Annotated in this window: 24 protein-coding genes and 2 pseudogenes; 17 read left to right on the top strand and 9 right to left on the bottom strand. The window is 35.6% G+C overall.

The features are described 5' to 3' along the window. Positions 1-2 precede the first annotated feature (2 nt). A complete protein-coding gene (locus PH210_RS13320) occupies positions 3-1,850 on the top strand; it encodes an AIPR family protein (RefSeq protein ID WP_289986027.1) in 1,848 nt (615 codons plus the stop codon). 284 nt (positions 1,851-2,134) lie between these two features. Here PH210_RS13320 and PH210_RS13315 read toward each other — a convergent pair whose 3' ends face one another. After that, a complete protein-coding gene (locus tag PH210_RS13315) occupies positions 2,135-2,551 on the bottom strand; it encodes a very short patch repair endonuclease (RefSeq protein ID WP_289986025.1) in 417 nt (138 codons plus the stop codon). Positions 2,552-3,022: 471 nt separating this feature from the next. On the opposite strand from PH210_RS13315, the gene PH210_RS13310 reads away from it, so the two are divergent. Then, the gene (locus PH210_RS13310; RefSeq protein WP_289986023.1) at positions 3,023-3,577 is read left to right on the top strand and encodes a hypothetical protein; all 555 of its coding nucleotides are present in this window, start codon (positions 3,023-3,025) and stop codon (positions 3,575-3,577) included. A gap of 106 nt (positions 3,578-3,683) precedes the next feature. On the opposite strand, the gene lspA is transcribed toward PH210_RS13310, so the two are convergent. Both lspA and PH210_RS13300 read right to left on the bottom strand, forming a co-directional pair. After that, a complete protein-coding gene (lspA, locus tag PH210_RS13305) occupies positions 3,684-4,121 on the bottom strand; it encodes a signal peptidase II (protein WP_289986021.1) in 438 nt (145 codons plus the stop codon). Between the two features lie 200 nt (positions 4,122-4,321). Beyond that, positions 4,322-4,930, bottom strand: coding sequence for a TetR/AcrR family transcriptional regulator (locus tag PH210_RS13300; protein WP_289986020.1), 609 nt, complete (start codon positions 4,928-4,930; stop codon positions 4,322-4,324). A 197-nt stretch (positions 4,931-5,127) separates the two neighbouring features. Between PH210_RS13300 and PH210_RS13295 the strand changes: the two genes are divergently transcribed. The 3 genes from PH210_RS13295 to PH210_RS13285 all read left to right on the top strand — a co-directional run bounded on the left by PH210_RS13295 (position 5,128) and on the right by PH210_RS13285 (position 8,261). Further along, positions 5,128-5,865 carry an SDR family NAD(P)-dependent oxidoreductase gene (locus PH210_RS13295; protein WP_289986018.1) on the top strand — a complete coding sequence of 246 codons (738 nt, stop codon included), beginning with the start codon at positions 5,128-5,130 and terminating at the stop codon, positions 5,863-5,865. 121 nt (positions 5,866-5,986) lie between these two features. Next, the gene (locus PH210_RS13290) at positions 5,987-6,772 is read left to right on the top strand and encodes an SDR family oxidoreductase (RefSeq protein ID WP_289986017.1); all 786 of its coding nucleotides are present in this window, start codon (positions 5,987-5,989) and stop codon (positions 6,770-6,772) included. A gap of 256 nt (positions 6,773-7,028) precedes the next feature. Continuing rightward, complete coding sequence (locus tag PH210_RS13285) at positions 7,029-8,261, top strand: aminopeptidase (protein ID WP_289986016.1); 1,233 nt, start codon at positions 7,029-7,031, stop codon at positions 8,259-8,261. 73 nt (positions 8,262-8,334) lie between these two features. Here PH210_RS13285 and PH210_RS13280 read toward each other — a convergent pair whose 3' ends face one another. Next, on the bottom strand, positions 8,335-9,150 hold the full coding sequence (locus PH210_RS13280; RefSeq protein ID WP_289986014.1) for a murein transglycosylase: 816 nt from the start codon (positions 9,148-9,150) through the stop codon (positions 8,335-8,337). A gap of 147 nt (positions 9,151-9,297) precedes the next feature. Here PH210_RS13280 and PH210_RS13275 point away from each other — a divergent pair. The 7 genes and pseudogenes from PH210_RS13275 to PH210_RS13245 all read left to right on the top strand — a co-directional run. Beyond that, positions 9,298-9,387: pseudogene (locus PH210_RS13275) on the top strand (ArsR family transcriptional regulator); the annotation flags it as partial. 85 nt (positions 9,388-9,472) lie between these two features. Then, entirely contained in the window at positions 9,473-9,664 is a 192-nt protein-coding gene (locus PH210_RS13270) for a PaaI family thioesterase (protein ID WP_289986012.1), read from the top strand. Between the two features lie 112 nt (positions 9,665-9,776). Then, positions 9,777-11,126 (top strand): branched-chain amino acid transport system II carrier protein, encoded by a 1,350-nt coding sequence (brnQ, locus tag PH210_RS13265; RefSeq protein WP_289986010.1) that lies wholly within the window; start codon positions 9,777-9,779, stop codon positions 11,124-11,126. A 198-nt stretch (positions 11,127-11,324) separates the two neighbouring features. Further along, a complete protein-coding gene (locus PH210_RS13260; protein ID WP_289986007.1) occupies positions 11,325-12,203 on the top strand; it encodes a LysR family transcriptional regulator in 879 nt (292 codons plus the stop codon). Positions 12,204-12,311: 108 nt separating this feature from the next. Continuing rightward, a complete protein-coding gene (locus PH210_RS13255) occupies positions 12,312-12,707 on the top strand; it encodes a CidA/LrgA family protein (RefSeq protein WP_289986006.1) in 396 nt (131 codons plus the stop codon). Then, complete coding sequence (locus PH210_RS13250) at positions 12,683-13,375, top strand: LrgB family protein (RefSeq protein ID WP_289986004.1); 693 nt, start codon at positions 12,683-12,685, stop codon at positions 13,373-13,375. Before PH210_RS13255 ends, PH210_RS13250 begins: the two co-directional genes overlap by 25 nt. A gap of 86 nt (positions 13,376-13,461) precedes the next feature. Beyond that, a pseudogene (locus tag PH210_RS13245) lies at positions 13,462-13,545 on the top strand (branched-chain amino acid transporter AzlD); the annotation flags it as partial. A 156-nt stretch (positions 13,546-13,701) separates the two neighbouring features. Here the strand turns inward: PH210_RS13245 and PH210_RS13240 are convergent. Together PH210_RS13240 and PH210_RS13235 are read right to left on the bottom strand one after the other, a co-directional pair. Continuing rightward, positions 13,702-13,893 (bottom strand): DUF2187 family protein, encoded by a 192-nt coding sequence (locus tag PH210_RS13240; RefSeq protein ID WP_289986001.1) that lies wholly within the window; start codon positions 13,891-13,893, stop codon positions 13,702-13,704. 416 nt (positions 13,894-14,309) lie between these two features. After that, a complete protein-coding gene (locus PH210_RS13235) occupies positions 14,310-14,744 on the bottom strand; it encodes a S1 domain-containing RNA-binding protein (RefSeq protein ID WP_289985999.1) in 435 nt (144 codons plus the stop codon). 354 nt (positions 14,745-15,098) lie between these two features. On the opposite strand from PH210_RS13235, the gene PH210_RS13230 reads away from it, so the two are divergent. Beyond that, positions 15,099-15,260: a DUF3934 domain-containing protein gene (locus PH210_RS13230; RefSeq protein ID WP_251528308.1), complete on the top strand. Its 162-nt coding sequence runs from the start codon at positions 15,099-15,101 to the stop codon at positions 15,258-15,260. Positions 15,261-15,538: 278 nt separating this feature from the next. After that, the gene (locus PH210_RS13225) at positions 15,539-15,925 is read left to right on the top strand and encodes a DUF192 domain-containing protein (RefSeq protein WP_289985996.1); all 387 of its coding nucleotides are present in this window, start codon (positions 15,539-15,541) and stop codon (positions 15,923-15,925) included. Positions 15,926-16,271: 346 nt separating this feature from the next. Here the strand turns inward: PH210_RS13225 and PH210_RS13220 are convergent, their stop codons facing one another. Further along, the gene (locus tag PH210_RS13220; protein ID WP_289985994.1) at positions 16,272-17,297 is read right to left on the bottom strand and encodes an N-acetylmuramoyl-L-alanine amidase family protein; all 1,026 of its coding nucleotides are present in this window, start codon (positions 17,295-17,297) and stop codon (positions 16,272-16,274) included. Between the two features lie 578 nt (positions 17,298-17,875). Between PH210_RS13220 and PH210_RS13215 the strand changes: the two genes are divergently transcribed. Continuing rightward, a complete protein-coding gene (locus PH210_RS13215; protein WP_027323056.1) occupies positions 17,876-18,301 on the top strand; it encodes a MaoC family dehydratase in 426 nt (141 codons plus the stop codon). A 203-nt stretch (positions 18,302-18,504) separates the two neighbouring features. On the opposite strand, the gene PH210_RS13210 is transcribed toward PH210_RS13215, so the two are convergent. Next, positions 18,505-19,383 (bottom strand): processed acidic surface protein, encoded by an 879-nt coding sequence (locus PH210_RS13210; protein WP_289985991.1) that lies wholly within the window; start codon positions 19,381-19,383, stop codon positions 18,505-18,507. Between the two features lie 294 nt (positions 19,384-19,677). On the opposite strand from PH210_RS13210, the gene PH210_RS13205 reads away from it, so the two are divergent. Then, positions 19,678-19,860, top strand: coding sequence for a hypothetical protein (locus PH210_RS13205; RefSeq protein WP_289985989.1), 183 nt, complete (start codon positions 19,678-19,680; stop codon positions 19,858-19,860). 633 nt (positions 19,861-20,493) lie between these two features. On the opposite strand, the gene PH210_RS13200 is transcribed toward PH210_RS13205, so the two are convergent. Then, positions 20,494-21,621, bottom strand: coding sequence for an IS110 family RNA-guided transposase (locus tag PH210_RS13200; RefSeq protein ID WP_289985988.1), 1,128 nt, complete (start codon positions 21,619-21,621; stop codon positions 20,494-20,496). A 243-nt stretch (positions 21,622-21,864) separates the two neighbouring features. Between PH210_RS13200 and PH210_RS13195 the strand changes: the two genes are divergently transcribed. After that, a complete protein-coding gene (locus tag PH210_RS13195) occupies positions 21,865-22,443 on the top strand; it encodes a hypothetical protein (RefSeq protein WP_289985987.1) in 579 nt (192 codons plus the stop codon). Positions 22,444-22,558: the final 115 nt, after the last annotated feature.

Genomic DNA, 22,558 nt, shown 5'->3' with positions numbered 1-22,558 from the left:
TAATGAATGAAACCAAAAGAAAGCTGGATTTTTTTTATGAATTTATTGATACGGTTGAACAAAAGGGTAGGTTATCGGGGAGTCGGCAAACGCCTTTCATACAGGAGGTTTTACCTTTTATAAACTCTGAAGATGAGCCGGCTTTAATTTTTTTTAGCAAGAAAGATTTGAAGATCCAGCTTAATGGGTATTTATATCAAGAAGATATTAATACTTTAAACTTGTACGTAGTTGAGTATGAGCCTTTTTTTGTAGAAAATGAATTGCCGATTGCTAATATGACATCCTTAAAGGAGTTTGCAAATAAAGCCAAACGTTTCTTTACGAATGCTGAAACAATTCTGCAATTAGCGAATCGTTCGATGGAGTATTTTGATTTAGCTAAAATGATTGTAGAAAAAAAGGATGAAATTGAAGAAGTAAATATTTATGTGATTACAAGTAAGTTTTATCTATCAAATAAGCCCATTGATTTAAATATTCCTGGTGTAGAAACAGTAAATGTACACGTTTGGGATATGGATCGCATTTATAAATTATCTGAAGCAGAGCAGGGAATTCGAGAATTTGATATAAATTTTGAATCAGAATATGGAAATGCAATTGAAATGATGCATGTTCCTAGTAATACTGAAAATGGTCTTATCAATTGTTATGTTGGTGTTATCCCGGCAAAACTCTTAGCTGAACTCTATGATGATTGGGGGCCAAAGTTGGTAGAGCGGAATGTACGTTCTTTTTTACAATCCCGAGGAGGAACCAATAAAGGAATTAGAGATACTCTTAAAGATGAGAGACAACGTGAGTTATTTGTTGCTTATAATAACGGAATTTCAAGTGTTGCAAAAGCAGGAGATATTAAGCAAATTGGGAATTCCAGTCTTTATAAGATTAATACATTAACAAGTTGGCAGATTGTTAACGGCGGCCAAACAACGGCTTCCATACATCAAGCTTATAAAAATGATGTTAACTTAGAAGGGGTATATATTCAAGCAAAATTAACTATTATAAATGTTCAAGAAGAAATAGAGAATCACCGTGTTCAAATGGATCGTCATGCGCTAGAAGATGAAATGATTTCTAAGATTTCAGAGTATGCAAATACCCAAAATAAAATTAACAAATCAGACTTGCTTGCAAATACCCGCTTTATGTCTAATATAGAGAAACTTTCTCGAAATGTCTTTATCCCAACACAAGATAATCGTAAAGAGGAGTCAAAGTGGTATTTTGAACGTGCACGTGGACAATATATGGTTGATATTAGTAGGCGATCAAAAGGAAAAGAACAAAATGCTTTTAAAAAGATGTATCCAAAAGAAAATGTGATAACAAAAGTGGAGATGGCAAAATATTTTATGTCATGGGAAGGCTATCCTCATGTATCTAGTAAAGGCGGAGAGGAAGCTTTCAAACGGTTTATGGATTTGAATAGCCAATATTGGAAACAAAGTACTGTTACCAATGATGAAGGTGAAGTAACGAAGAGTATCCTTGATATTGATAGTGACTATTATAAGAGACTTATTACAAGAAGAATCATTAATGCATTTGTAACTAATATAGTGGAAAGTATGAATTTAAAAGGGTATAAAGCAAATGTTATTTATTACACTGTATCTATGCTAAATCATTTATACGGACAAGAAATAGATTTACTGGAAGTATGGCAACATCAAGCACTTTCTACTAAGTGGGAGGATATTGTAAGGGCCATTGCAGCCAATGCATTAAATTATTTAAGGGAATCCGCTGGAGATCAAAATGTTACACAATGGGCTAAAAAAGAAGACTGCTGGAAAGGGTTCATTAAAGAATCTGCAATTGTATTAAGTGGACTTGTTTAGTAGAAGAGAAAACATTATTTGAATCCGTGATTTCATTATTCAAATAGTCCTATTGCCGAGGTTGAAATCTTAAAATAGAGTGAAGGGGTGCATAAGCAAGGAAACTATGCATCCTTTTGTGAGTATTTCATGGTCTTTTTTGGGAAAAAATTAAGCAAATTTTTTAATAGCTTATCAAAATCCACTTTGACTTCATAATCCCATTCTCTTAAGATATTCCACCCATTATCTTATTTATATATCTTGTACCTTTGAATTTGTCTTCCCTTTGAAACTTTGTAAAGTTATTTCTTTTTGGCGTTTTCAACGAATTCAATAATACTGTCTATAACATGGTCAAAGTCCTCTTTAACCTGATGATCCCATATCCTCATAAGGTTCCACCCATTTTCATAATAGTAGCTATTAACGACGTAATCCCTTTTCACGTTTCTATACAATTTTCTCTGCCAATAATCAACATTGCTTTTCGGTAGATTTCCGTGTTTAGGGCAATAGTGCCAAAAACAGGAGTCCAAGAAAATGACGACTTTGTATTTTTTTATGGCAATATCAGGTGTACCAAATAAACCTCGTACATTCCTTCTGAATCGAAGACCACGATGCCATAAGGATTTGCAAACAATTTCTTCAAGCTTGGTTGTCGACCGAATGGAACCCATAATCCTGCTACGTACTTCTGGGGCAAACTTGTCAGGCATCGATAAAACCTCCCATTAATTTTTATAATAAATGTTATAGTATTACCTATTTTGCTCGAAAAATTGACGCTAAACAAAATTCTCATTAACATAAACTCAAAGTTAATACCTGATAGGGGACTGATTGGATGAAAAAGGTTATGAATTGTCGGAGGTATCGGACCGGTAGCAACAGTCGATTATTACCAATCCATCATTTCCAAATTTCAAGAAAAGATAGGAATTAAAGAAAAATTGCCAGAAAACTTTGGTAAACAGCATTAATATGTACAAGATGTTCCGTAACTTATGAAAGAGCAGACAGAAGAGGTAATTCATTATTTGACTGAAGCTGTTCAAAAATTAGAAAGCATTTCTTTAGTCCTTATTATAAGGAAGTTTAGAACGATTTCGGATTGTTAATGTAACTCAAGGGAATTAATCTAAATGAATATCTAAAATTTGGGCAGTTTAATAATGGAGGGCATGTTAATGATTGTATATCATGGTTCAATAAAGAAATTTAACCATTTTAATAAAGAAACGGTTGTTCAAAAATTAAATAATGATATCGACACGATTGGATTTTGGTTTACTTCGGATATCGCATCGGCGAAACCTTTTGCTATTGGAACTGAGACCGTTATTCAAAAATCAGAGACGGAATTTTGGGAGGACGGAACCCCTAAAATGGTGCAAGTTGAAAAGCCGGTCAGAGGATTTATTTACAAAGTATTTATGGATGAACCAAACCTTAAGGAATACCAATCAGATTCTGAGGATTCCTATGATTTGTTTATGAGGGAACGCGACCAATACTGTGATTATTTCGAATCCAGTAAAAGGAACCCCACCTGGAGGGACAATGCTGCCCTGTTAAATAAAGAAGAAGCCAATTCGGCGTTTCGAAAAAATCTTATGAACCAGAGATACGATGGATTAGTTATACGAAACACTAAACTGCATAACAGTGTTACCGACCTATATTGCTTTTTTTCGGAAAACTCTCTTCACATTGCAGATGTGATATCAGTAGATATTTTTTAATATTCAGATAATCAGCTTTGTAGAAGAAACATATGTATAGGATCAAATGATAAATAGAGACCGAATACAAGGGATTATATTGGCCACGCATATGTAGGAAAAGAATCTAGCGCTTATTTTTAAACCATCTACCAACCACATAAATAATAAGCAGTAACCCCCCAATTTCGATAGCATGGTCGGCCAAGTTAAGAATTCCGCCAGAGCGAATGATGAAATCTGTCACCTGACCAAACAAAAGTCTATCGATACCATTTCCAATTGCTCCTCCTACAAGGAATCCAAAACTACAATCGATCAGAGCACCCTTCATTTCTCCGGTTCTACGAAAATATAAAACAGCTAACACGAAAAACACAGCCACAACTCCGAAGAGCCGTGCATTGCCTTGAAATAAACCTCCTGCCATTCCGCTATTTTCGATATGTGTGAGTTGTATTCCCCACAATGAAAATGTTTCATTGATATCAATGTAGGCACGAATTAGATATTTAGAAAGCTGGTCCATTACAATAACGAGGATTGCAATTACATAAAATAGCATTTAATAGTCCTTCTCTCTTGCAGAATAACTTGCATCCTAATCATCATTATAATTGGAAGCTTTTTTCTATTCTATTATGAAGCTCGCTTTTTTACATTAAACTTCCGATTGTCCATTAAGGAACCACTCAGTGGTTACAAGCGTCCCTATAGAAGGAATCAATAAAATAATCTATATGTTCTCCACGCAGGTGCAGATAGTTATTTGTTATGCCCGATATATTGAAAGGAGTGAATATGAGTTTTCGTTAGTTCAATGACTTCTTGGATAAATTCTTCTGGCGTTTCTTTAAAGCCATTTTGGATCCAAGTATGAAGGAGACCGTAAAAGCCATAGGCTGTATACCGTTTAAAATAATCCATATTAACTGGGATATTATTGATGGTTTCAAAAATAAATTGTTCTTTATAGACTTTTAAGATTGTTTGAGGGAACCGTGTATGCAATCCAGGTAGCGTGTCATCGTAGTTTATTAATGTAAAAAAACTCTGGTTTTTATAGATGTAAGAAACGATATTAAAAGAAGGTGCATTTAGCTTGGCTGAATAAACCTTTTGACCAGGTACATAGGCTTTGCCTACAGAATCTTCTAATTCCTGAAGCATGGAAACAAGTAAATCCTCAGCCAATTCCATTTTATCTATGTAATGGATATAAAAGGTGCTGCGATTATAAGCGGCGTGATCGACAATGTCTTTTACAGTAACGGAATGATACCCCTTCTCTTTTATGAGTTCAGTCAATGCTTGCTTTAAATGCGCTTTTGTCCGGTTTTGTCGTTGAGACTTTGTATTTTGTTCATTATTCATGAAAAAACCTTCCTCAATATAGACAGATTTAGCGTAAGTGTCTACCTAGTAGACACTTAATGATATCTTAATGATTGTTAGTTGTGAACAAAATAGTACAATTAAATTGTGAACAATAAAGCACAGATAATAGATATATCTATTATTTTTCTCTAGAATGTGCTAAAGAATTCTTGATACTACGAGGAGGATTTAGGATGGGAAAATTACAAGACAAAGTAGCTGTAATTACAGGTGGAGCATCTGGGATTGGGGCAGCAACAGCACGCTTATTTGTTTCAGAAGGAGCCAAAGTGGTTCTAGTTGATTTGAATGAGGAAAAAGGGAAGGCATTTGAGGCAGAGTTGAAAGCGGTTAATGCTGAGGCTCTTTTTATAAAAGCAAATATTACGAGTGAAGAAGAAGTCGCAAATATCTTTAAACAAACCGTTGAAACGTTCGGCAAAGTGGATGTAGTCTTCAACAATGCGGGGATTGGCCGCGTTCATCCTTCACATGAGTTAGAGTACTCAGAATGGCGCAACACCGTAAATGTTGACTTAGATGGCGTGTTTTTAGTAGCACGTGAATCCATCCGTGAAATGCTAAAAACAGGCGGCGGTACGATTGTTAATACGGCATCTATGTACGGTTGGGTTGGATCACCAGGTTCAGCAGCCTATAATGCGGCAAAAGGCGGCGTGGTTAACTTAACTCGTTCCCTTGCTCTTGAATATGCTGAACAAAATATTCGTATTAACGCATTATGCCCTGGTTTTATTGACACACCAATTATTCCGGAAGAAAGCAAGCAGGCTTTGGCTGAAGTCACACCAATGAAACGTCTTGGTAAGGCAGAAGAAATGGCAAAAGCAGTGCTGTTCATGGCTTCTGATGATTCTTCATTCATGACTGGCAATAGTTTGATTGTGGATGGCGGGTATACAGCGCAATAATAAATCATAGGAACTAAGTAAAAAAGATGGCATTTCATAAGTATATATACTTAATATGAGATATTTTAATTAAAGATAAATGCGCTTTAGACCTTGAAACAAAAAAAGGAGGAAATTTCCAATGAGTAATCGTTTTGATGGAAAAGTGGTATTAATTACAGGTGCAGGTTCTGGTTTAGGACAAGCCTCTGCCTTACAAGTAGCAAAAGAAGGAGCGAAACTATCACTTGTTGATTTAAACGCTGCTTCATTAGAAGAAACGAAAAGCAAAGTACTAGAAGTGGCACCAAACGCAGAAATGCTGCTGATCACTGCGAATGTGGCAGATGAACAAGCAGTTGAAAACTATGTAAATGAAACGGTTGAGAAATTTGGGAAAATCGATGGTTTCTTCAACAATGCAGGGATCGAAGGAAAACAAAACCTAACAGAGGATTTTGGCATTGAGGAATTCCAAAAAGTAGTTAGTGTTAATTTAAATGGTGTGTTTTATGGCATGAAACACGTATTGAAAGTCATGAGAGAACAAGGTTCTGGCTCTATTGTTAATACTGCTTCTGTTGGTGGTATTCGCGGGGTTGGAAACCAATCTGGTTATGCTGCTAGTAAGCACGGCGTGGTTGGGCTAACAAGAAACTCTGGAATTGAATACGGTCAATACGGAATCAGCATCAAAGCCATTGCACCTGGAGCAATCATGACACCGATGGTCGAAGGTTCATTAAAACAAATTGATCCAGATAACTGGGAAGAGGTAGGAAAACAATTTGTTCAGCCAAACCCAATGAAACGTTTCGGTAAACCAGAAGAAGTGGGCTATTTGGTAGCATTCCTACTATCTGACCAAGCCAACTTCATCAACGCAACTGTTATTCCAATTGATGGCGGACAATCTTATAAATATTAAGAAGTGTGGCGAGATTTCTCCTGTTTCATCTAATCTAACCGCAAATTCATAACATGCTAAAACAAAGTAAGCGACTGTTCAATAAGAGCAGTCGCTTTTTTGTGATGAGTTTACATTTGGGAAAAACCTAAAAGATTTTTTGATTACAAAAGAAACCAAATCATTATTATTCCGTCTAAGAGTTTAGGGTCTTTATACGTCTTTAAAGATTTACTATTTGTATCTGTAAGAAATATAAAACCAAAGGAGAAATCATATGAGAACTTTTCAAGAAAAATTAGAGAAATACGCTGCTCTGGCCGTTGAAATCGGAGTAAATGTTCAAAAGGGGCAAATTTTATTTATCTCAGCTTCTATTGAAAGTTATGAGTTTGTTAAATTAATTACAAAAAGAGCCTATGAAATCGGTGCAAGCGAAGTCATTTATGAATGGAATGATGACGCTTTAACCCGAATGAAATATGAATCGGCAGCCGATGAAGTTTTTACCGATTTCCCCAAATACCGTGTCATGCAGCGTGAAGAGTTAGCTGAAAAGAATGCAGCCTTTATCGTGATCGATTCAAAAAACCCTGATTTATTAAATGGAATTGACCCAGAGCGAATCTCGAATTTTAATAAAGCATCAGGTAGAGCACTTACCAAGTTTCGAACCTATATGGTGAGTGACAAAATTGCCTGGACGATTGTCGCCTATCCTAATCAGGCTTGGGCCGATAAAGTGTTCCCGAATATTGATAAAACAGAACGAATCAATGAGCTTTGGGATGCTATTTTTTCTGCAACGAGAATTGACCATGAGGATACAATTGGGGCATGGAAAGAACATATAGCAGCTCTAGATAGTAAAGCTGGTTATTTAAATGAACGAAAATACAAATCACTACATTACCGTGCCCCAGGCACCGATTTAACCGTGGAACTGCCTGAAAAACATAAATGGATGAGTGCAGGAAATCATAATGAAAAAGGGACACTTTTCATCGCGAATATGCCTACTGAAGAAGTATTCACTTCTCCTAATAAATACGGGGTAAACGGCATTGTTACCAGTACAAAACCGTTAAGTTACGCAGGAAATCTGATCGAGAACTTTACCTTAACATTTAAAGAAGGAAAAATCGTAAATTTCACCTGTGAAAAAGGGTATGACACACTTAAAAAATTGATTGAAACAGATGATGGCAGCAGGTATCTTGGGGAAATAGCTCTCGTTCCGCATCAGTCGCCAATTTCAAATTCAAACAACATTTTTTATAACACGCTTTTCGACGAAAATGCATCCAATCACTTAGCCATTGGTGAAGGATTTCCGTTTTGTTTAGACGAAGGAAAAACGATGTCTAAAGAAGAACTTGCGAAAATCGGTTTGAATGAAAGTATGACACACGTAGATTTTATGATTGGCTCTAGTGAAATGGATATTGATGGTATGCTTCCAGACGGAAGGATCGAACCTATTTTTCGAAATGGAAACTGGGCGTTTTAATTCCCCTTTTTGAAACGTGATGAAATGTTCAAGGACAATAAACGCCTCTGTCACCTTTGTGTGGCAGAGGCATTTAATTTATAGCTTTTATCGTTCTTAAGTATTGCTTTAAGTCACCAGAGGATTTTATATCTTCCAGCTTCTTTTTAGACACCTCGTCACGAGAATCATAGGAAAAATGAAAGAGATAGTCTCTGCTTTTGAGGTGTTTGTTTAAAAAAGCTTGGTAATTAAGCTTTTTGTCTTTGTCAGAGATTTTTAGTTCAAGTTTTTCGTTAAAGTAATTAATATCAATGCTGAAATACTCTAACTCCTGGGCCTTCAAGTACTGGAGCAATTTGTAAACTTTTTCAAACTGATCGTCCATTTCATTGGAAGAGTTAAGCATTACATTGGCAAATACAATATTTCCAATCCCTTTATGCTCTTGTTCAAAAATTTCTTGATAGGTGTTAGAGATGTTGTATTTAGTAAAAGTTTCTTCCGGAAATGAGACATTTACCATATATGAATAATGTTCATGGGATTCATACAGCCCTTTATATACTGAACCAAATTGTTTGTTAAGCTCAGCACGCCATTTCATGTCTAAGTAATCGTCCGACATTGGTTCCATATCTTCCGTAACTGAAATATGAACAGTTAGGTTGGGGTTTTTCTTAGGGTGAGAATCAATCCGGTAAGTACCCGCATCATCGCCTAGTGGTTTTGAAAAGCTTGATCCATCAATAACAAAGTCTTCGTTGTATTTTTCTTCGAGATGCTTTTCTGCAGCTTTTTCAGCTTTAGAACTAATGAGTGGGAAATAAATATAGTCAAACAAAACTAGACCAAATATGAACAAAAAGATAATTGGAAAAATTAGCGAGATAATAAGTACTTTAGGCATTTTTACATCTCCTAAAAAAATAGGTATTATTACATAATACAAGACGTATAGAAACACCTAAATGTTTCATTGATGATAAAAAGGGTTTAATATCTGCACAGTTACTGACCCCGCCAACATTGGCAGGGGTTTTTGTGTGTGCTAATATCAACTATTGTTGATGAGAAAAAACTCGGAATCGAAGTCACAACATTAGCTCTCATCAACTTATCACCCATGAATAGGGAAAACATTCATTAATCAAAAGGGAAGGTATGTGTGAAGGAGAAAATTTGATAAGTATAAAATTTATGAAAAATATTACGATAAGATTTATAATCGAGTGAAATATGACCCATATGCTCGGTCGTTAGGTATTCAGTTAATAAAATTTGAAGCTGGTTTTGCGGAAGCAATGCTAGAAGTACAAAGCCATATGGTAAATGCATATGGAACTGTTCATGGGGCTGTTATTTATGCTTTAGCTGACCATGCTTTTTCCGTAGCCTGTAATGCATATGGAAAAACTTCATGAGGACTTTCGACAACCACTCAGTTTATTGAACAGTCGTATCGTATGGTTCATTATTTTATTGAACTTGAGGAGTTTATATAGACAAAGAGTAAAGATTATTGGAGGTACTGGAGTGTCACAAAAAATTTCTTTTATATTAATTTTAGGTTTTATGCTATTTGCATTGTTTTTCGGAGCAGGAAATTTAATTTTCCCACCCATGCTTGGGCAATCAGCTGGTACGAATGTATGGATAGCTAATGCAGGGTTCTTAGTTACTGGTGTTGGCTTGCCATTGCTAGGAGTTACAGCTTTTGTTTTTTCAGGTAAAGATGATTTGCAATCTTTTGCAAGTCGTGTACATCCGTTATTTGGGATTGTTTTTACCGTTGTTCTTTATCTAGCAATTGGTCCTTTTTTTGCAATACCCAGGGCTGGTAATGTATCTTTTGTTATTGGCGTTAAACCTTTTCTTTCTAACCATACGGGTTACATCCCTTTATTAATATTTACAATTATATTTTTTACCATTGCATGTCTTTTATCACTCAATCCCACTAAAATTGTCAATATAATTGGAAAAATCTTAACGCCTATTAAATTAACATTTATTGGAATGCTTGTAGTGATTGCTGTTATTAATCCAATTGGAACCTTTCAAGCACCATCTAAAGATTATACTGTAAATGCCTTTTTTAAAGGTTTTCAAGAAGGTTATTTAACACTGGATGCACTTGTTGCTTTTGTTTTTGGCATTATTATTGTCAATGCTGTTAAGGAAAAAGGGGCAACTACTAAAAAGCAAATTATTAATGCTTGTGCAAAAGCAACGTTAATTGCTGCTACACTCTTAGCTCTTGTTTATACTGCCCTTTCGTATATGGGTGCTTCTAGTGTTGGAAAATTAGGTCGTCTAGAAAATGGTGCTGAGGTATTATCTAAGGTTTCTGACTATTATTTCGGCTCTTATGGTGAAATTATATTGGGATTACTTATCACAGTGGCATGCTTGACGACAAGTGTAGGACTTATTACTGCGTGCTCTTCTTTTTTTCATAAATTAATTCCGGGCATCTCTTACAAAAGATTGGCTATTATTTTGTCTGTTTTTAGTGCAATTGTTGCAAATATAGGATTAAATGAACTAATTGCGATTTCAATACCTGTATTACAGACCTTGTATCCAATAGCGATAGATTTAATTTTCCTAACATTTTTACAATCTACATTTGGTGGCAGGTCAGAAGTATATCAAGGAAGTTTGTTATTAACATTTTTTGTGAGTGTGTTTGATGGTTTAAACACAGCTGGATTAAAAATTGAAGTAATTAATAATTTTTTTACTAGGTTCCTCCCAATGTATAGTGTAGGTTTAGGTTGGATTATTCCAGCTCTAGTAGGAGGTATATTAGGCTTCATTTTTAGTGGGTTAAGGAAGAAAAAACTTTGGCCTCGTGTAATTCGATTGAATAATAATAAGTGAATTACAAAATCATATTTCCATTCCATTTTCCTTTTTTATAGGGGCGTTTGAAATAAACGCTCCTGATAGTGTTATGTTTGACTTTATTAAAGGCTTTTTTGGGTCAGGCAATACCACTTGTTTTGCTAATTATTAGCTTACTGAGGATATTAATGAAGTCAAGAAGATTAAAGAAAAGTAGTACCGGGGAGTTTTAAAATGGATATTCAACATCTTAAATATTTTGTAGAAGTAGCCAAACAAAAGAATTTTACCAAGGCATCTGAGAGCCTTCATGTATCTCAGCCTTCCATCAGTAAGATGATAAAAAGCCTAGAAGTGGAGCTTCAAGTGACGTTGCTAGATCGTTCGGAGAGAAAAGTGGAGATGACAGATGCGGGGAAGATTGTTTATGATCAAGCCTTGAAAATTTTGCAGATAGTAGAAGATATCCATTCTTCTGTAAACGAAGTCGTTCATGTAAAAAAGGGAACGATCAAAATGGGATTAATGCCGACTTTGGGAGTGATGTTATTTCCGAACGTTCTTGCTAATTTTAAAAAGGGTTATCCGCAAATTGATATGCAAATGGTTGAATTTAGCGGGAAACAACTAGAACGAAAGGTAGTACAAGGGGAAGTGGATGTGGGGATTACCGTACTACCAGTTGACTCTGAAGTGTTTGGATACATCCCCTTATTAAAAGAAGAACTAGTTGTCATTGTTGACAGGGATCATTGGCTGTCGGAAAGAAAATCAGCATTTTTATCCGATTTAAAGGAAGAAGCCTTTATTCTTTTTACCGAGGATTATATTCTGCATGATGTGGTAATGAAGGCCTGTTTGCAATCGGGATTTGAACCTAATTTAGTCTACAAAAGCTCCTTATGGGATATCGTTGGAGAGATGGTAGCAGCACAATTTGGGATATCTATCATTCCTAAGTCGGTAGCAAACCGATTTAAGGATCAGGTTTCTATTGTTGCTATTACTTCACCTCAGGTTGATTGGGAATTGGCATTGATTTATAAAAAAAATAAGTATCTATCCTATGCAGTTCGAGAGTTCATTGCATATATTCAGGAAGGAAAACCCTAACTATAACTTCTAAGAATAGTTTTGATGACTTTTATATATTTTATGAATTGTGATTCTCCAAGTAGAATGATTTATATTACATATTGTTCTATTTCGGAGGTGTTGCTCTTGAAAAAGGGCTTAATGATTTTATTTCAAATTGGAGTTATTATTGTGTTCACCTGGATTGGTAAATATATTGCCTCTCTTCTTCATGTACCTATTCCAGGAAGTATTATTGGGATGATTTTATTATTCTTCGGTCTTCATTCAGGCTTAATTAAATTAAATTGGGTGCAAGCGGGGGCTGCGCTTATTATTTCCGAGATGATGTTATTTTTCATACCGGCAGTCGTTGGATTTATGCAATATTCATGGATATTTGGCATCAAAGGCCTAAGTATTTTATTCATTGTTGTTAGTGGTACAGCACTTATGATGATAGCAACAGGTGTCATCTCCGAAAGGATCCAAGAAAGAAAAGGCGGTGAAGTAAGGAGATGGTTACCAAGATTTTTTATGTAATTATTACTGTCCTTTTTTATTTTTTTGCGAAAAAGGTCAATCGGAAAAAGCCAGGATTGTTATTTTCACCAATCATTCTCACTCCTGTTATGCTCATTGTTCTCCTTTTGATAATGGATATACCATACAAAGAATATGCAAATGGCACTTATCCACTAAATGAATTGTTAGATGTTGTAACCGTTGCATTAGCTATTCCATTGTATCGAAACTGGTCGTTTCTGGCGAAAAATTGGCGCGTGATTGTATGTAGTCTTGCCGCCGGCTCCCTGATTGCTGTTGTTTCGGGCATTTTATGTACTTACCTGCTTGCAATGGGGAAGGATTATATGCTCAGTATTATTCCTCGCATTGTCACCATTCCAATTGCTGTCAGTTTGTCTGAATCCATTGGAGGGACTCCTGCCATAACTGTTCTTTTTAGTATGTTGACATGCTTTGTAGGTGTCTTCATAGGACCAGCTATAATGAAGCACTTTTCCATTAAGCATCCATTGTCTATCGGCATGATGTATGGTTTGGGTGCACAGGCACTTGGGACTGCAAAAGCATTTCAAATCGGGGAAAAAGAGGGAACAACCTCCAGTGTATCCTACATTCTGACTGCCATCCTTACAGTCATCTGGGCATTAATCCTAACACCTTTTATCCATACTTTGAACGTGTAGGAAAATAGGTCCCTCATCTTACTGAGGGACCTATTTTTTTTCAAAGTTGATAATTAGCTATCTGCAGGAATTCTAACGGAGTTGTTATGGTTGTTGTAGGCACAATGCTTACAAGGTTTCTCCCATTCGTCGTATTTCCATCAGGTAAGCCCACGCCGAATTATATACAGTTGCCCATGAGTATCTAGATAATATTAAGCTTGTTATGTGACGGTTGTATAGGTTGCAATAAGTAAAAAGCCTTTATCGTAGTAATTATCGATAAAGGCTTTTATATTTGATACTTATTGGTACTTGAATAAATTTAAAGTAATGTCCAGGATTTTTTATAATTGTAATGCTGATTTTTTAATAACTTCGTAATTTTTATGATTGATAACGGTTACATTATTTTCATAAAAAATATCCGTAGGATTTATATGTATTTTAATCATTACCGAGTTTTCATAAACGTTTTCCACAATCCCGATAATTCCTTTTTTAGATCGAATCTGATCATTTACCTCTGCAATATTCATGATGTTTCACCCTTTTTAACTATAATTTACAGAAAATTCCCTAATATTGCAACCCTTTATTGCAATGAAGAGTAAAAAAAACATACAGCAGAATATGCACGCCAGTCGGTAAGAAAACAGCAAAGAACAAATTATATAACATACGCTTTGAAGTCCAAACAGTTGGAATGATCCGGCATGCAATATAACCAAATAACAAAGGGTTTATCTATGATATTAACATATGGAAATATTACCCAGTGTGTAGCTATGGCAAGCAATGGAGGCCGTGATGTAGTAGTTAATCGCCTTGTTATTAAACTTTGATGTTGTTTTTTTATGACCTAAGCTGATAAAAGATACATTAAAGAAGGCAAGCCAGTTTATTATAGAGGCTTACCTTTATTTATATTATGAAGTTTAAACATCGCAGTACGTTATCCGCGTCTTCCGCCTCTACCGCCTTGCTTTGCTCCAGTGTTACGTTTGAGAGTAGACAAATTCTCTTCACTAGTCTTTAAAAAACGAGCTATTTTATCTTCGAAATTTTCCTTGGGTTTAAAATTGCCTTTTGAACGACTATCAACTCTTTTCTGTCGTGGAGGGCGTTGTGAAAAAGAAGAGGTTTGTCCTTCGGGTCTATCAATAGCTTTTTTGATGGACAAGGCAATTTTTCCATCTTTCTCACTAATCACTTTTACTTCAATCAGGTCGCCTAATTTGAGATGGTCATTAACGTCTTTTACATAGCTATCTGCAACCTCACTGATATGAACAAGACCTGTTGAGCCTCCCGGTAATTCTACGAAAGCTCCGAAATTTGTGATACCTGTGACTTTACCTTGTACCTTGCTTCCTACTTCGACTGACATAAAAATAGTTTTCCCCCTCAATATTGTTAAAAACACTTTATTATAACAAATTATTGAGTGAAATAATACAATCTGGAATTATTTTCCTAATGCCCTTCACATTCCTCCTCATCTAATCCATTTTTCCAGTTAATGATCCAGCTGCCAATTTAGCGGCTTTTCTTATTGGACTAACTGGCAGTTTGGTGAAAAAAGGAAATTACGTGAAGTAGATATTAGTTTATTGTTTCTATACAATTGTATGGGTGACTGGAAGGGTGTTATTTATTGCAATATGTGTGGTTAATAACCGAGTAAAATGATTAAAACTAACCAGATAGGTAACTCAACCTAGAATAATAATGGGGTGATTTTATGAGTAAAGCTAAAGGAAAAGGTGGAACAGGGAGAGGAACAGACAAGAAGGGTTGGAATCGTTGGCAAGCTAGTGCAAACAAAAAGAAGAGTGCAAAACCGTATATAAGTAAAGGTACAAAAAAAACGGATGTTGAAAATGACCCCACGAGCAATAGTTAAATTCACTTAACCGAAATATAGCGAATACTGAATAAATACAATTATTTAATGACCCAACGTGTGCGAGCTCCTTAAAGGAGTTCGCTTTTTTCTTTTTCAGCTAACAATGTATTTAATTTAAGACCATAGAATAAGTATTAGGAGTGAAAAGTAGCTTTCTATTTATTTTTTCATCTTGTTTTCTTACTTGAAAAACAGGAAATTTCAATCTCATGAACTTCTTTTTAAAAGATATCAAATTTCTTTCCTGCTTAAATAATACTCAAAGGTGAGTGAACATGATAAATAGAATAAGAACAAAAATGATAAAAATACTAAGTGGAAACAGGGAAACTATTTTAACCGTTCATGTTGCAGATACTAAAAGAAAAATAAAAAAGGGCTTAATGTTTGTTGAAAAATTACCCGAAAACGAGGGGATGTTATTTGTGTTTTCAGAAAAAAGATATGGCGGCTTTTGGATGAAAAACACATTAATTCCTTTATCTATTGCTTTTATTGATTCAGATGGGAAAATTCTAAAAATACTAGATATGGTTCCGTGTGAGGAGGATGAATGTCCTAGTTATAATCCGGGACATTTTTATCTTTATGCTATTGAAGTGAATCTTGGATGGTTTGAAAAGAATCAAATCAAAGAAGGAGATTTTGTAAAGCTTGATTAATATCATCTCACCTTTATGAGTTCATAAAGGTGAGGTGATTTTTTAATAGATATTTATGCTAATATTACTGAAAAGTCGTAAAGTTATGTACTTAAACAAATGGGTGCTTTACTTCACGAACGGGTCGCTGCCGCCTTGAATTCTCAAAGATTTATTCTCCGCGCAAATCAGGTATCCATATCCAAGGAAGGGATAGTGCCGATACTTCGCGAAATTGTTTTTTGGGATGGTTCCCTGACGATGGGCAAGCGCTCCAATTTTAGTGTTCATTTTTATTTTTTGGAAATAACGACCGAAAGTAAATGTGATTTTAACAAAAAAAGAGCCGTGCGTTTTTACCGGCTTATTACTTATTATTTGATTGAAAATAATCCAGTAATCCTAGGTAAACGCCTTTAGCTACTTTATCACGGTAAGCAGAACTTTCCACAACCGAATCATCATTTTTATTTGAAAGGAAGCCAAGCTCGATCAGCGTACTAGGTTGTGAATTGTTGCGTAATACACTCAAGTTATCGAATCTTGTTCCATCGTTATTTAACCCGGTTGCTTGGACGACTTCATTTATTATATCAGAAGCTAAAGGGTTACTTGTTTGCTGGTAGTAAAAATTAGTTATTCCATTTACTGATGGATCGCTTGACCAATTATAGTGAAAACTGATAAAAGCATCCGCATGGTTTTGGTATGAAACAGCTACCCTTTGTAGTAAAGGAACATAAGTATCACCGGTCCGAGTCATAATGACATTGGCACCTGCGTTTTCAAGTATTTGTTTAACTGCTTCCGCCGTGGATAAGGTTAATGATTTTTCATGAGTTCCTGCAATGCTTGTTGTCCCATCATCCTTTCCTCCATGACCTGGATCAAGCACAATTGTTTTCCCTTGAAGGGGATCAAAACTATTTTGGGCAATGAACGGGACGGTTGTCTGAATACCTGAAATTGATTCTGTCGATTGAATTTGTCCCTTTTCGTTGAAACGAACTATTTTCCTTGTTGATGGTAGACTTGCAATAGCACGTTTTGCTTCGCTAGATGAGTCTTTAGTGATGTAATATCCATACACCCATCCCTGAATACCAGAAGAAGACACCATTTTTGCCCATCCAGATTGCTCTTCTTGGATAGTTATTTTTGCTCCCATTTTTAATCTGCCTACAACCTTGCTAAATAAACTTGGATTCTCTCGAACTCGCAAAACAGTGGCTTCTACGGTTGCTACTATATTTTCATTGGATGTTGCATTTACTTGAGGAGAAAACATATTTGCATAAGCCGTATGCTCCCTTTGAAGGGGAATAAAAAATATGAGTAATAGGACAAAAACACTTAGAACCGCCAATATGTTTTTCATACGGGTTGTTATCATTGTAGTAACCTCCATCCTTTTTAAACTATCAAAATTAGGATGGACAGGTTTCTATAAAAATATAATCTATCTACAAAATATTGTTTGCAGTGTAGTTTAATCATTTTTCGTTCTTAACAAACCGGAACATCCAATAGGATTGCGCAAGGACAGTAGCGTTAGAAGTTACATTAATATTTAAAGGAACTCCGGATTATTCCGAAGTTCCTTTTTTCATGTTTTATTATGAGCCTTTAAACCACATTATTGATGTGGTATAGACTGAACCTCCAATCATTTCAGTAATACACAAAAATGTTAAACAAGAGTAAGGGAAAACCAGCAGATTGTGAAGCATTGTATTAAACTAATGGGTGCAAGAGTTAAACAGGAGGTTGCTGCAGCGGCGTCTTGTTTTCTTATTGAACTTACGAAACAGGATAGTTAAATAAGGTATTTACAATTACAAAGATGAATCCCCAAAAAAGTATTCTTTTCTATTGATTTTAGAGGATTTTGAGTATTTTTTTAACTTGATGTGCATTAGATGCTGCCTTAATATAAACAAGTGCAAAAGTTTCTAAATAAGAGGTGTAATTATGAAGTTTGATGAGTTTACAGTTGGACAGGTGTTTGAAACTAAGTCCTTCAAAATGACAAAAGCGGATATTATGAGATTTGCAGGAGAATTTGATCCTCAATATATGCATTTAGATGAGGAAAAAGCAAAGCAGGGGAGATTTGATGGAATCATCGCTTCCGGACTACATACATTAAGCATTTCAGTAAGGCTTTGGATTGAACAAGGTATCTATGGTGATGATATCATCGCTGGAACAGGGATGAATAATTTGAAATTTATAAAACCGGTGTATCCTGGTGATGAATTGTATACCATCGCCGAGGTTATCGATAAGAAAGAGACGAAGAATGAATCGGGAATCATTACTGTATTGTTATCTACTTACAACGATAAAGAAGATAAAGTATTAGAAGTAGACCTGTCGGGGTTGATTAAGCGATGATGTGTTGTAATTGAAAATAAGTGAAATAATCTACACAAGTCAATTACGGCTTATGGGTTGAGTATTTTCGTAATTACATTTTTTGGAAAGGGTCTTATTCCACTAACGGGTGCAAGAGTTAAGGATTAGGATGGCTTTGGCGATTATATTTTGGGTAAATATTTTTAAGAAGTTGCCCCTCTCAAAAGAGAAGGGCTTTTCATTTATTTTAAACCGTTCCGTCCTTGGTCATATTTCTCTTCATGCATATGGTCGACATAATCATCAGAAATCTCGCCTAAATGCAGCATGTCTTCCCCATTCATTAGACCTTCCAGTGAATCAAAATACGATTTAGGAATGTTGAAATCAATTAAAAGGTCCCCTGAGTTGCTATAGACACTCGCTGATAAATTACCTGGAGGCTCTGACATCTTCAACAAATCCTTTAACGTTATAGCTTTACCGTCTGCTTTCAAATTGACCTTTACTTCATAGAGGGCAATAGTATCCTCCAAGATTTGAACCATTTTGTTCAGTTCTTGGTCACTTAATTGGGAAGGATCTTCGATATTGAGAAATTTTTCCCAAAGCGTATCGTTTGTTGCGATTTGGTCAAGTTGGTCTTTATTTTTTTCTTCGACTTCGCTCAAATAGTTAAAAAATCTCTCTGCTTCTTCCTCTGTTATGCCAAATTCCGATAGTGCATTTTCGGTTTCGGCCATGTATTCATCATAATTGACATAATACTCAAGTGATGCATCCAAATCCTCAATAAATTTATAGTCATTTAAGGAGTCGCCGAAATGGTCCATGAGGTCATTAAACTCTTTATCTGTCAGACCATATTTCGTTAATAACTCCTGCAAATTTTTTGAGTTAATAGGGGTTCCCAGAACTTCTTTAAGCTCGTCCACTGTACTATAATCATCCAAAGGGATTTCATAATAGTCCAGATAATCCATCAAGTCCTGTTTTGTCCAACCAATACTGGCCAAATATTGGTTCAATTCATTTTCTGGAGGAGCAGCCTGAGCGACTGGAACATTGAACAGGAATGGAAAAGAAAGCAAACAAACCAGGAATGCTTTAATGTAAACCATCGGAAACCCTCCTTTTATTTGGTGCATAAATATTTTTCCCCCTACCGACTCTAATTAAGAAAAGCAAATATTTCTAATAAAATTTAGACTTTTAATAAATTTGCAGGAAAGCGTCTCATTGACCATGGATGCTGCATTTTTTTATATTTCGATAAATGTAGAGCTTTTCACTATAGGGTAACTACGACAACTCTTTTTCTTGTTCCACTAACGGAGCAGGTTACTTGAAGAAGGTAAAAAGGTTTATTACGTGGAATTATGTCTTATACAAGTGGACTTTAGGGTGTGATTAAAATGGAAAGTAGGCTTTTAGAAATATTTGTTGGATGGGAAGATAAATTAGAAGATGACGAGTGGTATTTTAGTAATTCCTTCGAATCAATTTACAACGGAATGTCTCCAGAAGAAGCCTTTAACTACATTCCGAATGTGATTGAGGTGTTATTTAAATTAGACGATGACTATTTGATATGGTAAACCCTTTATTTTTTAATGCAACTGTATAGTATTGCGGATACCACACAGATACATCCATTCCTCGAAAAAAATTGGTCTCTGTTAAAACAACATATTATGAAATATGAAGACGCTTATGCTACTCCATTTAAAGAACTATCGAGACAGCTAAGAATAAAAGAATGAGGTTCCACCCTTGTTGAACTGATATGAACGAAACTGTCAACCCACCACACCCAAAATGTTTTTATTTGGTGTTTTATTCAGTATGAATAGAGTTATTCCTTGTTCAACTTATAGACCAACAATCCTTTCGGATTTAGCTTGTCAAGGGCGTACTTTCCCTTGATAAGCTAAATCCGAAATGGATACAATGCAGAAAGTTGAACAGGATAACCTTAAAAACTTGGCACGAAGGCAAAAACGCTGACGGTGGTATACAAACTGATATACGTGGGTTGGGTACCACATTTCACTCCATCCGTCACGGAGCTTCCTCGGACTAACGGCGCACGTTAAGTTCTGGACCTAGTGCATAGTTCAACATGAGGGTTCTCCTTCACGGGGATTTGCCTTCGAGCCAAATCTTCAATTTACAACCTAAAAGTAATTACTTCATAAGAAAACTCCATTAATTTCTTACTTTCAATCTACTTAAGCAACATTTAATTTACTTCCTTGTTTATCTTCAATAAAACAAGCGATAGCCCAGATAAAGCCAAGCAATTCTCTAGCAACGGCAACAACAGCTACTTTTCCACCTTTTCCTTTAGCAGAGATACGATGGTATTTCAAATGAAGACGGTGTTGAGCTTTCCAAGCAATACGCTTTGCCTCTGGATCTTGACCTTCTTGGCGTTTTAACAATTCACCTTTAAGAGATGGTCGATGACGATAAGACCAACAAATTTCTACTATGGAACGTCGAATTTGTGAGTTTCCTGTTTTCGTAATCGAACCTTGCCAACGACTTGATCCACTAGAGTATTCTTTAGGAACAAGTCCAGCATAGGACATCAATTGTCTTGGGCTAGAAAAACGAGAAAAATGTCCAATTTCAGCTACCAAGGTAACAGCAGTTACTTCTGCAACTCCTCTTAATGTTTGAAGTGCTTGAATAACAGGGGCGTGTTCACTTTGAAGTGCTTCTTCATGGATTTGATCTTCAATTCTTTTCATACGATCTTCTACTTCATTGATTGTATGGAGATATTCTTGAAAAACAATACGGTGGGCAGCTCTTTTAAATGTTAACTGTTTTAACCATTCACGATGTTTTACAGACCAATTTCGAACTCCTTGTGGAGGACGTATTTCATGGCGAAGTAAAAAATGAATAAGTCTCTGGCGAGAACTTTGTAAATCTTCACGAGCATCATGTCGAGCACGAATTAAGTCTCTCAATGCTTCATGATCTTCATCTGGAACCCATACAGAAGTAAGCTCTCCAGCACGAAGTAGCTGAGCTAATCTAATAGAATCTCTTTTATCTGTTTTGACACGATCGCCAGATCGCTTTGGGATAAGAGAGGGTGCCACAACCAAACATTCAATTTCCATTGAAAGAAGTAATCGGTATATTCCATACCCACTAGAACCTGCTTCATAACATACTAATAGATTTTCAGGATTACCTAACTTTTTCATTAGTTTGCGAATGTCTTCTGGTTTATTTTGAATAGTTCCATGAAATCTTGGTTCACCACGACCAGGATCAGCAATAGCAACAGCAATTGTATCTTTAGATACGTCTAAACCAACAAATTTTTGTACATCCTTCATATTATACGGCTCCTTTTCGTGTGTAGCTCTACACTTGGTTTATTTTTGGCTAGTAACATTATGACCAAGTGCAACCTACGTTAAGCGATGGGAGCCGTTTCGTTCATTATGACTAACGGGGTGCTTTAGTAAAATTTGATGATCGCTGTGGCGGTCATTTTTTCTTGTTGAACTAACGAGGCATTAAAGTTGAAGAAGAAAAGATGATAATATAATTGCTAAGTCGTTTTATTTGGAGGATATATGGCTTATTTTCTAAAAGGAAATCAAATACTATTTGTATTCGATAAGATAGATAATGAAAAGTTGCTTAGTTTAATTTTTGAGAAGGATTTAGTTTTATATAAAAACCAAGTTGACTTCGTTTCTCAACAAATTCCGATTGAAAATATGGACAATATTGATAATAATTACCCCTATTATTGGATTGTTCCAAAAGCTGAAATTCCCTTGGTTAAATGGGAAACTGTAAAATTAGTAAAAGGTGGAGAAACCTTCCCACTGGACAATCTAAATTCAAGGGCAGTTCAATTGATACTACCCACACAGTCTCCTAACATAATTGGTACAGGTAGAATTGCAATTACCACTGAATGGGAAGATGACGAAGGTAACATACAACAAGCATCTTTTGAAAAAGATGTATATAAAATCTTGCAGAGTATTCTTCGAAAACTTTCAGTAGGTAAAATAGGAGGACTTTTCGTCGGTAAAAATGCCTATTCACTTTGGGAGGATAATCAGGTAGAACTTTGCTACGATACATATGGAAACCTATGTTACAGTAAGGATAGATTTAAGTATATTCGAAAAAAGAAATAAGAACTTGAGTTTTCTTATTCAACTACCATGACAGTACAAAACAGTGAAAATATAAAAAAGACAATGCTAAAGTAGACCCAGCAATTTTAATTTTAAAAAAAGCTGAGCCTAAAAT

The organism is Paenibacillus sp. BSR1-1, assembly GCF_030403775.1.
Classification (GTDB): Bacteria; Bacillota; Bacilli; order Bacillales; family Cytobacillaceae; genus Neobacillus.
This window is presented reverse-complemented; position numbering and strand designations above follow the sequence as displayed.